We start from the raw sequence: 16,713 nt of genomic DNA, 5'->3' as shown, positions 1-16,713 counted from the left end.
TGAAAAATAAAATCAAAAGCCTTGAATTTAAATGTTTGAAAGCTTTTAAAGAAAGAAATATAAAAAGTATTTAAAAACTTAAAAAAATAAAAAGAAAAACATTTTCTATGAATTTAAGAAAAAGAAAAACGAAAGGATTTATCTAAATGCAAGAAGAAAGCTTAAAGTCTATGGATAGCAGTTTTGATGATAAAAATTTAAATAATATAAAAGAAGAAAAAGATAATAAACCTTCTATAAAAATATTAGTAGGCTATCATAAACCTGCAGTCTTACTTAAGGATGAAATTCTTACTCCTATACATTTAGGTAGAGCTTTAGCTACTGAGGCTTCTAAGGATGGAAAATTATCACAAGAAGATTATGAATGGATGTGTGAAAATATGATAGGAGATGATACAGGAGATAATATCTCTCATCTTAATAGATATTTTTGTGAATTAACAGGTATATATTGGGCTTGGAAAAATTATGATAAATTAGGCAATCCTGATTATATAGGCTTTATGCATTATAGAAGGCAGTTTGTGTTTGATGAGAATCCTAAGTTTGAGCCTAAGTGGCTTATATTTTCAGGCTATAATAAATACTATTACAATCACACTGCAAACTACAAAGAAAGACTTTATAAGCTTCTTGCAAACAATGACATTATGGTGGCTCATCACGCTTCTTTTGCTGAAAGTGTAGAGGAGCAGTATAAAAACTATATAAGCCACATAGATAAGGATTTTGATCTTTTATCTGATTTTATAAACTCAAATTTAAAAGAAAATTTTGCCCTCTTTGAGGATTATGCAAATGGGCATAAGGCGTATTTTGCAAATATGTTTATAATGAAAAAAGAACTCTTCTTTAAATACTGCGAATTTATCTTTGATATATGCTTTAAGCTACACGAAAAGATAGACTATACAGCTAGAAATACTCAATTTCAAAGAGCCATAGGATTTTTATCAGAAAGTATCACTGGCTTTTACTACGAGCTTTTAAAAAAGCAAGGCAAAGATATAAAAGAACTTCCAATAGCACTTTTGCTAAATACAGACCTAGAAAAAGAGCTTTACCCAGCCTTTGAAAAGGATAATATAGCCCTTGTCTTTGCTTGTGATAACAACTACGCTGATTATCTAAGCGTAACACTGCAGTCCATTATAGAAAATTCCAGTAATGAAAGAAATTATGACATCATAATACTTGATGATGACATTAACGAAACTTATAAGTCTAGATTAAAGCTTCAGTGTCGTAGGAGTAATTTTTCCTTAAGATTTATAAATATCCAGTTATACACACATAATTATAATGATTTATTTAAGGTTGGTGGGCATTACTCTACTGCTACTTACTACAGGTTTTTTCTAGCTGATATTTTAAAAAATTATAAAAAAGCTTTATATTTAGATAGCGATATAATTGTCAAAAAAGATATATACGAACTTTTTAAAATAGACTTAAAAGATAAGTTCTTAGCGGCTACTAAAGACATATACATAAAGATAATAAGTGCTAAAGATAAAAAGATGAAGTCTTATCTTAGCAAGAGCTTAAAACTAGATGAAGACACTCCATATTTTCAAGCTGGAATTTTGCTTTTAAATCTTGAAAAGCTTAGAAAGGAAAATATTTCAAAGCTTTTAATTTATAATCTACAAAATGTCGTAAAAAAACCTAAGATTGTAGATCAGTGTGTTTTAAACTATACCCTTAAAAATAAGGTTTTATATATAGATAATCGCTTTAATTTTGATCTTAACATACAAGAAAGCTTAGTAAAGCATAATCCTTTTATACTGAGTGAAACTTTAAGCCAAGAAGAGATAAAAGAGTATGAAAACATAAGAAAAGAAGCCTTTATAGTGCATTATGCAGGTCCTGCAAAGCCTTGGAATTTACCCTATATAGAAAAAGCTGACATTTGGTGGAGCTACGCTAGAAAAACTCCTTTTTATGAGGAAATTTTATATAAAGCCTTAGCTAATCCTTACAAAGCAGGAGCAAAAAACCAAATTCAAAGCCATTTATCATATAAACTAGGACAAGAGCTTATGTCTGTAAAAAAGAATAAAGCTAAAATTTTACTCTTACCTTTAAGCTTAATTTTTATTTATATGGCTCATCTACTTTCAAGACTTTTAAATCACTTACTGGCTTATTCTAATGCTAGTATAAGACCTGAGCCTTTACATAACTACTACTCTGATTATAAAGAAGCCTTAAAGATAAAAAACTATCTAACTTATAAACTAGGAAATACCCTTGTAAAACACCCTTTTACTTTTTTATTTAGAGTAAGTAAAGTATATAAAGAGTGGAGGAGAAAAAGGGATAAGCTTTGAGTTTAAAAAGATGATTTTATTAAATTTCAAAGGATGCTAATGTTTGATATATTATTAAATTCAAGTAAAGAGCAAATCAGCTATGCAGCTGTTTTGATAAACAATATCATATTAAAAACAGATACAAGTAAAAAATTTAAAGATTTTTGCGATCCTTATCTTTTGAATAGCTACTCTCATCAGAACCACGATTATTTAAAGGTAAAAGATCCTAAAAGCGAAGAAGTGTTAAATCAAGAAGAGGGTTATATCTTTCATATATACACAGAAGGAAAGATTAAAGATGATCTGAAAGATAAATTTTATTTATTATCTAAAAAACTATCTGAAATTTACCCTTGTAAGATTGTCTTTTATGAAAGAGATGAAAACATCTTTAAAAAACAACATCTTACTTCTTGGAATGGCTCTTACGCTACTTATATGAAGACTCTGGCTTTTGTAGAGCTTGAAAACAAGCTTGATTATATTTTGTATGTTGATTTAGATATGCATATTTTATGTGATTTGCGAGAGCTTTTTGCGATAAATCTAGAAGAAAAAGTTATGGCCAGCGTTGCGTTAGGAACAGGAGTTGGAGTGAGTATCAATAGTATTGATAAAACAACAGAACTAAAACTTAATTCCAAATGGTACAATATAGCCTTTTCTCTTGTTTCTTTAAAAAATTATAAAAAACAAGACATAAATAAAAAATTCTTTGATATTTTGGATAATTATGAGATTACGCATGCTCCAGAAGAGCTTATATATAACTTTATCATAAAAGACAGAATCAAACTTCCACTTTCTTATAATTTTGTACTTGGTCATTATATGCAAGATACTTTTGAAAGTGATGCTATGTATAAATTTGAATCTCACGGCGGATATTTTCTTTATTCTTTAGATTTTTATAAAAAGTTTTTGAAAAATGCTAAGGTGCTCCATTATTCAGGCTGGTGTATGAAACCTTGGGATAAGCCCATTTACTGGCATAATGTATTTGGCTTAAATAATGAAATGATAGAGTATGCTTGTTTTAACTTATGGTGGGATACTGCTTTAAAGACACCATATTTTGAGGAATATTTTAAAAATTTAAAACAAGAGAATGAAAGATATATTCAAAATTATGCTTTGAATATCTTATCACACAAGATAAGAGATATTTTTGAGCAAGTTAAACAAAAAGAAAGTAATTTAAATGACTTTTCGGAGCAAGTTTTGCATGTAAAGCAACAGTTAAGCTCTTTCACAGAACAAAAAATCCAAAACAAAAACGAAGTTATAACAATCAAAGACCAATCCTACAAAAAACATCTATCATATCAGTTAGGAGTAGAACTAATAAAGGCTTGGAAAAATAAATGGGGGGGGGGGCTTTATCAAATTCCCATTTGTTGCTTGCCGCATAGCTAAGGAATTTAAAGCTAGACAACTTAGAGACGATAAAAATTGAAAAGAAGAATTATAAGGAAAAAAGAATGTTTAATATCATACTAGCAGTGAGCGATATGTATATCAATCAAGCTGCTGTTTTAATAAACAATGTAATATCTAAGATAGATAAAAATAAAAGATTTATTGATTTTTTCGGATGCGACTTAAACACTTATGAGCATAAAAACCATGATTATATAGAAACAGATTTTAATCAAGAGTATGAAGATAAACAAGAAGGTATAGTATTTCATATACTAACAGATTATGATTTTAATGATAGTGTAAAAGAAAAATTCTATTTACTTGCTGAAAAGCTTTCATCTCATTACACTTGCAAAATAAATTTTAAGCATATGCAAAGTATAAATCAAGAAAATTTACATGGATGGAATGGACGAACTTCTATGTATTTAATTTTGTTTCTATCATCTATATTGCAAAAAGATCTAAAAAAAGCATTGTATTTAGATACCGACTTATATATAAACTGTGATATAAGAGAGTTATTTGCTATAAATTTAAAAGATAATATCATAGCTTGCGTGAATACTAGTAAAAGTTCCGGAAGTTTAAAATCTTTAGATGGGAAAAATGATATAAACATTGATAGCAGCGGCTGGTTTAACTCAGGTCTTACATTGATAAATGTCCCAGAATATATAGCATTAGAACCTACATTCAAAAATATTATGCAAAATTATGAAATATCTTATTTAGCAGTTGAAACTGTACTTAATTATGCTATACAAAAGAAGAGATTGCAACTCCCAGTTGTGTATAATTTTTGTGTAGGTTTGCTTAAGCTTGATTATCTTCATCATTTAGCATTCGAAGAAGAAGTACAATATGGACATATGTATTACTCAAAACAATTCTATAATGAAAAACTTCCACAGGCTAAAATTCTTCATTATTGTTATATGGATAAGCCTTGGAACAGAAGGTATACTTTTTCAGAGATTAAGCAGACATTTATAGAATGTCCTTGTTTTGATATGTGGTGGGATATGGCTTTGGGTACTCCGTATTTTTCAGATTATTTTTTTAATATTAGACAAGAATTGTATAAAAGAGATTGTGAGTTTATAAATCAAAAATTCATTGAACTAGAAAGTAAATTTCAAAACGAAAAAAACCAAACCCTACAGGAACTTAAATCTCTAGAACAAAAACACAACTCCTATCTCTTGTCTCAAGAAAACAGAGAAAAAAGCTTAAAGCTTTTGAATTTAGAACAAGACTTAATAAATAAAAAATTAAATACAAAAAAATTATACAAAGAATTAAATATAAAAGAAGATGTATTTATGCCTAGAATAAATTTAATACAAGTAAATTTAGCCAAAGAAAGAATTCACTCTCACTTAGCTTATAAATTAGGACAAGCCTTAATAGAAAATTCAAAAAGTATAAAAGGTTATATAAGAATGCCTTATGTCTTATCTTACATAAAAGATAAGCATAAAAAAGAACAAAGAATTTATAATGAAAAGATAAAAACAAATTCTTCTTTAAAACTTCCTGAACTTGAAAGCTATCCTGATTATGAAGAAGCTTTAAAAGAAAAGCAGTGTATTACATATAAATTAGGTGAAGCCTTGATAGAGGCTAATAAACGGGGGGGGGCATTCAAATATATGAGGTTTTATTTAGATGTGCGTAGGATAAAGAGACAGTTTAAAAATGAAAGAAAGGACTCAAAATGAAAGTTCTAATCCTAGCTGGAGGGCTTGGCACTAGACTTAGTGAAGAAACATCCCTCTTACCAAAACCTATGGTAGAAATAGGAGGAAAACCTATACTTTGGCATATAATGAAGATTTATTCATACTGGGGTTTTAATGACTTTATCATACTTACAGGATATAAGGGTCATATCATAAAGGATTATTTTATAAACTACTACACTCATTATAGTGATATAACCGTTGATATGTCTAATAATTCCTTACAAATTCACACCACCCGTCACGAACCTTGGAAGGTAACTATGCTTTACACAGGTCAGGAAAATATGACAGGAAGTAGAATTTTACAAGCAAAAGATTATGTAGGAAATGAAAGCTTTATGCTTACTTATGGAGATGGCTTAAGTGATGTAAATTTAAAAGAGCTTTTAGCCTTTCATAAGTCTCATAAAAAGGCTATCACTATGACTTCTATCTTGCCAGAGGGACGTTTTGGTAAGCTTGATATAGATGAAAATAACCGCATAAAAGCCTTTACTGAAAAACCAAAAGGAGATGCAAGTACTGATAATGCTGGTTGGATAAATGGGGGCTTTTTTGTTTGTGAGCCTAAGATTTTTGACTACATAAAAGATAGTGAAGATACTATCTTTGAGCAAGAACCTCTTAAAAATCTAGCAAAAGATGCAGAGCTTTATAGTTACAAACACAATGGCTTTTGGAAATGTATGGATACACTTAAAGATAAAAAAGAACTTTCTAAGATGTGGCTTAGTGCTAAAGCACCTTGGGCTTTGTGGGAGGATTGATATGAAAGATTGCTTTAAAAATCAAATTTTAAATGAGGATTTAGAATACATTTTTAAATCCTTAAATGATAAGCAAAAAAAGTCTTTTGAAAACTCAAGTATTTTATTTACAGGTTGTGCTGGGTTTTTGGGTTTTTATTTTATACATTTTTTTATCAAATACTCAAAAGAGCTTGGCATTAAAAAAATAATTGCCCTTGATAATTTTATATTAAGAAAGCCTTTATGGCTTGAAAACTTAGCTAAAGATTATGAAGAGCTTTTAAAACTTTATAAATTTGACATCATCACAGATAAGATAGAAAGCTTAGAAGAAGCAAAAGACGCAAAGCTAATCATACACGCAGCAAGTATAGCAAGTCCTAGTTTTTATAGAAAGTATCCTATACAAACCTTAGACGCAAACATTTGGGGATTAAGGAGTTTGTTAGATTTTTATAAGGATAAGGATATAAGAGGCTTTTTGTTTTTCTCAAGTAGCGAAATTTATGGAGATCCTGCAAGTGATAAAATTCCAACCGATGAAGAATATAGAGGAAATGTAGCTTGCATAGGACCTAGGGCTTGTTATGATGAGGCTAAGAGATTTGGCGAAACTATGTGCTATCTTTTTTCCTTAGAATATAAAATGCCAATTACTATAGCAAGACCTTTTAATAATTATGGTCCGGGTATGAGCTTAGATGATAAAAGAGTACCAGCTGACTTTGCTAAGGCTGTTTTAGAAGCAAGAGATATAGAGCTTTTAAGTGATGGTTTGCCAACTAGAACCTTTTGTTATATAGCTGATGCTATAGCTGGGTATTTAAAGGTGCTTGTTTATAGCGAATTTGATTATTTTAACATAGGCATTGATAAACCAGAGCTTTGCGTAAAAGATCTTGCTGATATTTATATAAAACATGCCAAAGATATATTTGGTTTAAATTTGGAGCTTAAATTTAAAAAATCTAGCGATAAAAACTACCTCACAGACAATCCAAACAGACGTTGCCCTATCATAAGAAAGGCTAAAACAAAGCTTGATTATAACCCTAGTATCTTAGTAGATGAGGGTGTGAAAAGATTTTTAAACTATCTTAAGCTTGAAAAAGAAAATGGGGTCTTACTATGAAAATAGCAGTATTTGGTCTTGGTTTTGTGGGTCTTACCACAGCTCTTGGTTTTGCGAAAAAAGGTTTTGAGGTTTTGGGCTATGAAATAGATGAGAAAAAAGTAACTTCTTTAAAAGACTTAAAAATTCCTTTTTACGAAAAGGATTTAGATGAGACTTTAAAAGAATTTTTAGGAAAAAATTTCACAATCACTGCTGATATAACACAAGCCTTAAAAGATGTAACTGTGGTGTTTTACTGCATAGGAACACCTATGAGTGAGGATGGAAGTGCAAATTTAAGCTTTTTATTAAAGGCTCTTAAAGATACAGCTACTAATATATCTTTATGCGCTAAAAAGCCTGTTTTGGTGATAAAATCAACTGTGCCCCCCTCAAGCTCACAAGAAGTTTTTTTGCCTCACTTGCTATCTTTAAATCTTAAAGAAAACGAGGACTTTATCCTAGCTAATAATCCTGAGTTTTTAAGAGAGGGTTTTGCTTATGATGATTTTATGAATCCTGATAGGATTGTTATAGGAAGTAAAGACTCAAAGTCTATAAAAGAATTAGAGCTTTTATACAAGCCTTTTAATGCTCCTATACACTTTGTATCTTTAAATAGTGCTGAATTTATAAAATACCTTAGCAATACCACCCTAAGCTTAAATATAAGCTATGCTAATGAGATGAGTATGATAGCTCAAAACATAGGCGATATAGATATAATAAAGGCTTTTTCTATCTTGCACGAGGACAAAAGATTTAACACAAGTCCTGCGGGTATTACTTCTTACCTGTATCCGGGTATGGGTTTTGGGGGATACTGCTTACCAAAAGATACTCTAGCTCTTTATAAAAAGGCAAAGGACAAGGGCTATGAGGCTAAAATTTTAAAAGATATTTTAGCTGTAAATGAGGAAGTTATAAATTTTTATGCAAATAAACTTAAAAATGAACTTTCACAAGATGAAAATATAGGAATTTTAGGACTTAGCTTTAAACCTCAAAGTGATGATGTAAGAGATAGCAAATCAGCTACTTTTATAAAAAAACTACTTGAGCTTGGTTTTAGAAATATTTATGCTTATGACCCTATAGCAAATGAAATCTTTAAAAATACCTATGATTTTAAAATATCTTATGAGAATAGTTTAGAAAGTATTAAAAACAAATGTAAGGTTTTAGTATTAGCTACAGCTTGGGATGAGTTTAAAACTCTTTTAAATGACAAAGATAAAAAGATTTACAATCTTAGATATATGAAAGGGTCTAAGGATGAGTAGGTTTGTGTTTTTAGCTTTAAATACACAAAAGATAAAAATTAGATAAAGGATGAAAATGAAAGAAAAAATTTTAGACGATGTTAAAGAGTATTTTAAAAATGTGCATCAAAAAAAGCTAGAACAAGATTTTATCCCTTCAAAAACTAGGATAAATTACGCTGGTAGAGTTTATGATGAAAAAGAGTTAGAATATCTTGTAGATAGTGCCTTAGACTTTTGGCTAACAGCTTCAAAATATTCTTTAAAATTTGAAAAAGAATTGTCCAAATTTCTTGGTGTAAAACATGCTTTTTTAGTAAATTCTGGCTCATCTGCGAATTTGCTCGCCTTTTTTGCCCTTACATCTCCTCTTTTAAAAGATAGGGCTATAAAAAGAGGAGATGAAGTTATAACAGTTGCTGCTGCCTTTCCAACCACTATAAATCCTATCATTCAGTACGGTGCTATACCTGTTTTTGTAGATATGGATTTAAAATATATAAACATAGATGTAAATGAACTTGAAAAGGCAAAAAGTCCAAAAACAAAGGCTGTTATGATAGCACACAGCTTAGGAAATCCTTTTAATTTAAAAATTGTAAAAGAATTTTGCGATAAATATAAACTTTGGCTAATAGAAGATAATTGCGATGCTTTGGGCTCAACTTATGATGGTAAATTTACAGGGACTTTTGGAGATATAGGCACAAGCTCTTTTTATCCAGCTCATCATATAACTATGGGCGAGGGAGGTGCTGTTTATACAAATGATGATTTGCTAAAAAAGATCATCTTATCTATGCGTGATTGGGGCAGGGATTGTTGGTGCATAGGAGGTAAAGATAATACCTGCGGTTGTCGCTTTACTCAGCAATTTGGTTCTTTGCCAAAGGGCTATGACCATAAATATGTTTATTCACATTTTGGCTTTAATTTAAAAGCTACTGAAATGCAAGCTGCCATAGGCTGTGCACAGCTTGAAAAACTTCCTAGCTTTATAAAAAAGAGAAAAGAAAATTACCAAAGATTATATGAGGGTTTAAAAGGGCTAAAAGAGTTTGATTTGGTTGAAAAAGAACAAAACTCAGATCCGTCTTGGTTTGGCTTTATGCTCCTAGTAAATGAAAAGGCTAAATTTAGCAGAAATGAAATAAGCACCTTTTTAGAAAAGCATAATATCCAAACAAGAACCCTATTTGCAGGTAATATTATAAGACATCCTGCCTTTGATTGTATGAAAGAGGGTGTTGATTTTAAGGTAATAGGAAAGCTTGAAAATACCGAAAAAATTATGAATGATGGCTTTTGGGTAGGAGTGTATCCGGGTATGAGCTTTGAAATGATTGATTACATCATACTTAAGATAAAAGAATTTTGCGAGGCAAATAAATGAAAAATTTTATACTAAGGGCATAGTTTGTTAAAAATACTTCTCACAGGTGCAACAGGCTTTGTAGGCACAAATTTTGTTTTAAATTTGCATAATAAGTATGAAATTATTGCTTTAGTTAGAAATACTAGTGATACTTCTAAAATAGAAAAGTTTTGTAAAATTTATCGCTATGATGAAAGTATAGAAAGCATAGAAAAAGTCTTTGAAAGTGAAGATATAGATGGGGTGGTGCATACTGCTTCTTTGGTTTTAGGTGGGAAAAATGAAAGCTTAGTTATTAAAGAACTTATAAAAGCAAATATAGAATTTCCAAGTCTTTTACTAGAAGCTATTTATAAAAATCCAGTTAAATTTTTTATAAATACTTCCTCATCTTTTGAGTATGCAAATTCAAATGAATACAAGCCTACAAATTTTTATGCAGCTACTAAGAGAGCTTTTTATGATATAAGTAAGTATTATTCTTGTGTGCTTGATACTATTTTTGTCCATCTTTTGCTTTTTGATAATTATGGAGAAAATGACACTAGAGCTAAGCTTTTTAATTTATGGAAAAATTTAGATAAAAGCTTAAACATGAGCAAAGGAGAGCAAAAAATTGATATTAGCCACATTGATGATGTTGTTAATGGATTTGACATCTTGATTCAATTATGCCTAGATAAGCAAGTTAAAAACAATCAAATTTACACAGTAGAAAACAAAAGATATACTCTTAAAGAATTAGCTCAGCTTTTTGAAAATATAAGTGGTAAAAAACTAGATATAAAATGGGGAGCCCTGCCTTACAGAGAAAATGAAATTTTTGAACCAGTTAGTGCTAAAAATAGTCCTGAGCTTATGAAACTACCAAATTATAAAGCAAAAATATCTTTAGAGCAAGGAATTAAAATGATGATAGATGAGAAAGGTAACGAATGTAAGAAATAAGCGCAAATGTATTAGAATTTGGTATTTAGCATTGATTTTATAAATATTAAAGCTACTTTTGAGTAAAATCGTTTTTTTTTTTTTTTGTATAAATAAAAAAGGTAAGCTAATGAAAACTATACTTGTTACGGGCGGAACGGGCTTTCTTGGGTCTAATCTTTGCAAAAGGCTTATAAATCAAGGACAAAGAGTTATCTGTGTTGATAATAACTACACAGGCAAGATGAAAAATATAGAAGAACTTTTAAAAAATGAAAATTTCAGCTTCATAGAACACGATATTTGCACTCCCTTAAAAATAGATGAAAAACTAGATCAAATTTATAACTTCGCTTGTCCAGCTTCACCGCCAGCTTATCAAGGCAAACACGCTATAAAAACAACAAAAACAAGCGTTTATGGCGCTATTAATATGCTAGAACTTGCCAAAGAAAAAAAAGCCACCATCTTACAAGCTTCCACATCTGAAATTTATGGCGATCCTTTAGAACACCCTCAAAACGAAGGCTATAGAGGAAATGTAAATCCCATAGGAATTCGTGCTTGTTATGATGAGGGAAAAAGATGTGCTGAAAGCTTATTTTTTGACTATCACAGGAATGAAAATGTGGATATAAAGGTTATAAGAATTTTTAACACCTACGGGGAAAATATGGACCCAAATGATGGTAGAGTTGTAAGCAATTTCATATGTCAAGCCTTAAGCGGAAAAGACATAAGCATATATGGAGACGGTTCTCAAACTAGATCTTTTTGCTATGTAGATGATCTAATAGATATAATAATAATGGTAATGAATTCTGATAAAGACTTTACAGGTCCTATAAATACGGGCAATCCCGGTGAATTTAGCATAAAAGAACTAGCTCAAAAAGTTATAGAAAAAACGGGGTCAAAATCAAAAATAATCTACAAAGATTTACCGCTTGATGATCCTACTCAAAGACGACCTGATATAAGTTTGGCAAAGTCAAAATTCGGCTGGGAACCAAAAATAAATCTTGATGAGGGTTTAGATAAGAGTATAGAGTATTTTAAAAAAGTTATTAAAGAATTCAAAGGGTAGATGATGAATATAGCTATAATAGGCACAGGTTATGTAGGACTTCCAACAGGTGTTGGTTTAGCAGAGCTGGGGCATAATGTTATTTGCATAGATAGGGAAGAAAGAAAGATAAAAGCCTTGCAAGATGGCAAGATAACTCTTTATGAGGAGGGCTTAGAAGAGCTTTTCCATAAAAATGTGAAAGAAAAAAGGCTTTCTTTTAGCACCTCTATGAAAGAAGGTGTTGAAAATGCTGACATAGTTATGATAGCTGTTGGAACGCCTCCTCACCCCGTTACTAAAGAAGCGGATATGAAGTATATACACGCAGCTGCTACTGAATTAGCTCCTTATCTTAAAACATACACCGTAATAGCTACAAAATCAACCGTTCCAGTTGGCACGGGAGATGATATAGAAAGTCTTATATCAAAGAAAAATCCACAAGCTGAATTTGACGTTGTATCCTTGCCGGAATTTTTAAGGGAAGGTTTTGCTGTGTATGATTTTTTCAATCCAGACCGCATAATAGTAGGCACAAATAACGACCGTGCTAGGGTTGTTATAGAAAAAATGTATGAAAAGTTCAAAAATAAAATTGTTTTTGTTAGCAGACGTTCATCAGAAACTATAAAATACGCCTCAAATTCTTTTTTAGCTATAAAGGTGCATTTTATAAATGAAATGGCTGATTTCTGCGAAAAATCCGGTGCAGATATACTTGAAGTAGCAAAAGGAATGGGGCTTGATACTAGGATAGGAAATAGATTCTTAAATCCAGGTCCTGGTTATGGTGGCTCTTGCTTTCCAAAAGATACCTTGGCTATGTCTTTTATGGCTAGACAAAATGAAGTAAATTTAAGCCTTGTTAATGCTGCTATAAAAGGAAACGATGATAGAAAAGAAAAAATAGCTCTAAGAATTTTAGAAAAAATAAAAGATGATAAAAATGCTAAAATAGCTATATTAGGACTTGCCTTTAAAGACGGCACTGATGACTGCAGGGAAAGTCCAGCCATTGAAATAATATTAAAATTATTAGAAAAAAATCTAAATATAACAGCTTACGATCCAAAAGCTATGGATATAGCAAAGGAAATTTTAAAAGATAAGATATCTTATGCAAAAAATATGTATGAATGCGTAGAAAATGCGGATATTTTAGTGATTTTAACAGAATGGAAAGAATTTAAAGAGCTTGATTTAAAACAAGCTAAAAAGCTTATGAAAGGCAAAAATATACTTGATTTTAGAAATTTGCTTGATAAAAATGAGGCTTTAAATACAGGCTTTAAATACAGCGGGGTTGGTAGATGAAAAGAATTTTAGTCTTTGGTGGAGCTGGTTATATAGGCTCTCACACCCTAAAACATCTCTTAGATGAGGGCTATGAGTGCGTAGTGGCTGATAATCTCATCTATGGACATAAAGAGGCGGTTGATAAAAGGGCTAAATTTATACACGCTGATTTGCTTGATACTCATTCTTTAAAAGAGCTTTTTAAGCACGAAAAAATAGACGCTGTAGTGCATTTTGCCGCCTTTGCTTATGTAGGAGAAAGTGTGATAAATCCCGCAAAATACTATCAAAACAATCTTATAGGCACTTGCAATCTCTTAAATACTATGCTAGATTTTTCCGTAAAAGATATAGTTTTTTCAAGCACTTGTGCAACTTATGGAGAGCCTAAGTATGTGCCTATAGATGAAGAACACCCTCAAGATCCTATCAATGCTTATGGCAGGTCAAAGCTTATGATAGAGCAAATTTTTAAAGACTATGAAAGAGCTTATGGCTTAAGGCATATCTCACTTCGCTATTTTAACGCCGCAGGAGCTAGTAGCGACTTTAGCATAGGCGAAAGCCACGAGCCAGAAACTCATTTAATCCCCTTAGTCTTAAAAGCCTTAAAAGGAGAACGTGAGAGTATATCTGTTTTTGGAACGGATTATGATACAAAGGATGGCACCTGCGAAAGAGATTACATTCATGTAGAAGATTTAGCCTTAGCCCACCGCCTAGCCCTTGAAAATTTGCATAAGTTTAGCGGCTGCTTAAATCTTGGCACAGGTATAAGCACCAGCGTAAAAGAGCTCATCGAGGCGGCAAAAGAGCTTAGCGGCAAGGATTGTGTGATAAAATACGAAAAAAGACGCGCAGGCGATCCCGCAAAGCTTTTTGCAGATAATAAAAAGGCAAAGCAAATTCTAGGCTGGGAGCCAAAATTTAAGGATATAAAAGAGATACTTAAGAGTGCTTGGCACTGGGAAAACAACAGGGTCTTTTAATGAGGGTAAAAAATTTAATAGTAGGAGCAGGACTTAGCGGAGCCATCATAGCAAGACGCCTAGCAGAAGAAAAAAACGAGGCTTCCTTAGTCATAGATAAAAGGGCTCATCTTGGGGGCAATGTCTATGATTATAAAAAAGATAATATCACCGTGCATAAATATGGTCCTCATATCTTTCATACTGATATAAAAGAGGTTTGGGACTTTTTAAGCAGATTTACTAAATGGCATTTGTATATGCATAGGGTAAGAGCTGTTATAGATGGAAAAGAGGTAAATATACCTTTTAACCTAGACAGCTTACACAAGGTTTTTCCGAAATTTTTAGCTAGAAAACTTGAGGAAAAACTGCTTGCAAATTTTGCTTTTAATACTAAAATTCCTATCTTGGAGCTTAAAAAGCTTGAGGATAAGGATTTAAATTTTTTAGCCACTTATATATATGAGAAAGTTTTTTTAGGCTACACCGTTAAGCAGTGGGGGCTTAAGCCTGAGGAGCTTGATTTTTCAGTGTCTGCTAGAGTGCCTGTTTATATAAGCCGCGATGATAGGTATTTTCAAGATAAATACCAAGGCATACCAAAAGATGGCTACACAAAGATGCTGCAAAATATACTGAAGCACCCTTTGATAAAAGTAGAGCTAAATACCGATTTTAAAGATATAAAAGATAAGATAGAGTATGAAAAGCTTTATTATACTGGTGCTATTGATGAGTTTTTTGAATATAAATTTGGAAAACTTCCTTACAGAAGCCTAGATATTGTATTTGAAAGCCTTGATACTGATGATTTTATACAGTCGGTTTCACAGATGAATTATCCTGAAAACTATGATTTTACAAGGATAGTTGAGTATAAGCACTTTTTAAATGAAAGCTCAAACAAAAGCATACTATCTTATGAATTTTCTTGTGATTTCAAGGAGGGTAAAAACGAAAGATATTATCCTGTGCCAAATGAAGAAAATGAAGCTCTTTATCAAAGCTATTTAAAAGAGGCAAAAGAGCTTAAAAATGTGCATTTTTTAGGTAGGCTTGGAGATTATAAATACTACGATATGGATAAAACCGCTAAAAGAGCTTTGGAATTTCAACTTATTTAAGGAGCAAAGATGAAGATTATCGTTATGGGGGGTGGCATTGCAGGAATTTCAGCTGCTTATCATCTTAAGAAAAAGGGCTTAAAAGCAAGTATCTTTGAAAAAGAAAAGGAGTTAGGAGGGCTTTGCAACTCTTTTAAGCTGGGCGATTTTACCTTTGATTATGCTCCGCACTTATCTTTTGCTAAAGATGAGTATGTGAAAAATCTTTTTGCTTCTTCTTGCGAGATTGTAGCTCATAAACCGCCTAGAATATCAAACTACTACCACGGAACCTGGGTTAAACACCCAGCACAAAACAATCTTTATCCCTTAAATACAGATGAAAAAGTAAAAATTATAGCTGATTTTGTGGAAAATCCTTATAGACAAAAAGAAATTAAAACTTATGAAGACTGGCTTAAGGCTTCTTATGGAGAGTATTTTACAGAACATTTTTCCAAACCTTACACTAGAAAATACTGGGTTTTGGAAGCAAAGGAGATGAATGCAAACTGGGTGGGTGCTAGATTTTACACGCCAAACATTACAGAAGTCTTAAAGGGTGCTTTTGAAAAAGAAACGCCAAATACCTACTATGCTGATGAGATGAGAGTGCCAAAAGAAGGCGGATATAAAAGCTTTTTGCACTCTATGATAAAAGAGCTAGATGATGTGAGGCTAAATAAAGAGCTTGTAAGCATAGATACTAAACAAAAGAAGCTTTATTTTAAGGATAAAAGCGTTGAAAGTTATGATGTTTTAATCTCAACCTTGCCACTACCTGAATACGCACAGATCTTAAAAGATATACCTGCTAAGGTAAAAGAGGCTTGCGAAAAGCTTAAAAACACAAGTATGGCTTTAATCTCACTTTGTCTTAATAAGCCAAAAATTATAGATGATATTTGGTTTTATATCTATGATGAGGACATACTTCCTGCAAGATGCTATTCTCCCAGTCAAAAGTCTGCTTTTAATGCTCCAAAAAACTGCTCTTCCTTGCAGTTTGAGGTCTGTTTTTCTAAAGAAAAGCCTTTAAAATTAGCTCAGGATGAGCTTGTAAGGCACATAGTGCAAAAGGGCGAGGAAATGGGACTTTTTACAGAAAGTGAAATTTTGCAAAAAGACATTAGGGTAAAGCCTTACGCAAATGTGAGCTTTTATCTTGGTATGGAAGATGATAGAAGCCTTATAAGGGAGCATTTAAAAGAGCAAAAAATTTACACAGCAGGTCGCTTTGGAAAATGGGACTATCTATGGAGCGATCAATCCTTACTAAGCGGCAAAGATGTGGTAGAAAAGGAACTTGGATTTTAAAGGAGCTTAAATTTCATAAAAATAAATTAACAATTA

13 protein-coding genes are annotated in these 16,713 nt (G+C 31.6%); all 13 read left to right on the top strand.

Annotated features, from left to right (window positions below; translation table 11 throughout):
- Positions 1-146 precede the first annotated feature (146 nt).
- The 13 genes from CAV_RS01520 to CAV_RS01460 all read left to right on the top strand — a co-directional run bounded on the left by CAV_RS01520 (position 147) and on the right by CAV_RS01460 (position 16,677).
- Positions 147-2,339 carry a DUF4422 domain-containing protein gene (locus CAV_RS01520; protein ID WP_094324757.1) on the top strand — a complete coding sequence of 731 codons (2,193 nt, stop codon included), beginning with the start codon at positions 147-149 and terminating at the stop codon, positions 2,337-2,339.
- Between the two features lie 39 nt (positions 2,340-2,378).
- On the top strand, positions 2,379-3,740 hold the full coding sequence (locus CAV_RS01515) for a glycosyltransferase family 8 protein (protein WP_157676299.1): 1,362 nt from the start codon (positions 2,379-2,381) through the stop codon (positions 3,738-3,740).
- A gap of 65 nt (positions 3,741-3,805) precedes the next feature.
- Complete coding sequence (locus CAV_RS01510; RefSeq protein WP_094324755.1) at positions 3,806-5,470, top strand: glycosyltransferase family 8 protein; 1,665 nt, start codon at positions 3,806-3,808, stop codon at positions 5,468-5,470.
- Positions 5,467-6,261 carry a glucose-1-phosphate cytidylyltransferase gene (rfbF, locus tag CAV_RS01505; RefSeq protein WP_094324742.1) on the top strand — a complete coding sequence of 265 codons (795 nt, stop codon included), beginning with the start codon at positions 5,467-5,469 and terminating at the stop codon, positions 6,259-6,261. Before CAV_RS01510 ends, rfbF begins: the two co-directional genes overlap by 4 nt.
- A gap of 1 nt (position 6,262) precedes the next feature.
- Positions 6,263-7,375, top strand: coding sequence for an NAD-dependent epimerase/dehydratase family protein (locus CAV_RS01500; RefSeq protein WP_094324743.1), 1,113 nt, complete (start codon positions 6,263-6,265; stop codon positions 7,373-7,375).
- Positions 7,372-8,640, top strand: coding sequence for a UDP-glucose dehydrogenase family protein (locus tag CAV_RS01495; protein WP_094324744.1), 1,269 nt, complete (start codon positions 7,372-7,374; stop codon positions 8,638-8,640). The genes CAV_RS01500 and CAV_RS01495 overlap by 4 nt, the downstream gene beginning before the upstream one ends.
- A 49-nt stretch (positions 8,641-8,689) precedes the next feature.
- Complete coding sequence (gene rfbH / locus CAV_RS01490; RefSeq protein WP_094324745.1) at positions 8,690-10,012, top strand: lipopolysaccharide biosynthesis protein RfbH; 1,323 nt, start codon at positions 8,690-8,692, stop codon at positions 10,010-10,012.
- 24 nt (positions 10,013-10,036) lie between these two features.
- On the top strand, positions 10,037-10,942 hold the full coding sequence (locus CAV_RS01485) for an NAD-dependent epimerase/dehydratase family protein (protein WP_094324754.1): 906 nt from the start codon (positions 10,037-10,039) through the stop codon (positions 10,940-10,942).
- A 109-nt stretch (positions 10,943-11,051) separates the two neighbouring features.
- Complete coding sequence (locus tag CAV_RS01480) at positions 11,052-12,008, top strand: UDP-glucuronic acid decarboxylase family protein (protein WP_094324753.1); 957 nt, start codon at positions 11,052-11,054, stop codon at positions 12,006-12,008.
- A 3-nt stretch (positions 12,009-12,011) separates the two neighbouring features.
- Positions 12,012-13,304 carry a UDP-glucose dehydrogenase family protein gene (locus tag CAV_RS01475; RefSeq protein WP_094324752.1) on the top strand — a complete coding sequence of 431 codons (1,293 nt, stop codon included), beginning with the start codon at positions 12,012-12,014 and terminating at the stop codon, positions 13,302-13,304.
- Positions 13,301-14,275, top strand: coding sequence for a UDP-glucose 4-epimerase GalE (galE, locus tag CAV_RS01470; protein ID WP_094324751.1), 975 nt, complete (start codon positions 13,301-13,303; stop codon positions 14,273-14,275). Before CAV_RS01475 ends, galE begins: the two co-directional genes overlap by 4 nt.
- A complete protein-coding gene (gene glf, locus CAV_RS01465) occupies positions 14,275-15,381 on the top strand; it encodes a UDP-galactopyranose mutase (RefSeq protein ID WP_094324750.1) in 1,107 nt (368 codons plus the stop codon). The genes galE and glf overlap by 1 nt, the downstream gene beginning before the upstream one ends.
- A 9-nt stretch (positions 15,382-15,390) precedes the next feature.
- Positions 15,391-16,677, top strand: a complete 1,287-nt coding sequence (locus CAV_RS01460) for a protoporphyrinogen/coproporphyrinogen oxidase (RefSeq protein ID WP_094324749.1) — start codon at positions 15,391-15,393, stop codon at positions 16,675-16,677.
- The last annotated feature ends 36 nt before the right edge of the window (positions 16,678-16,713 follow it).

It is taken from the genome of Campylobacter avium LMG 24591, assembly GCF_002238335.1.
In the GTDB taxonomy this organism is placed as follows: Bacteria; Campylobacterota; Campylobacteria; order Campylobacterales; family Campylobacteraceae; genus Campylobacter_D; species Campylobacter_D avium.
Note: the sequence above shows the minus strand (reverse complement) of the source record. Positions and strands in the feature narration are given on the sequence as shown.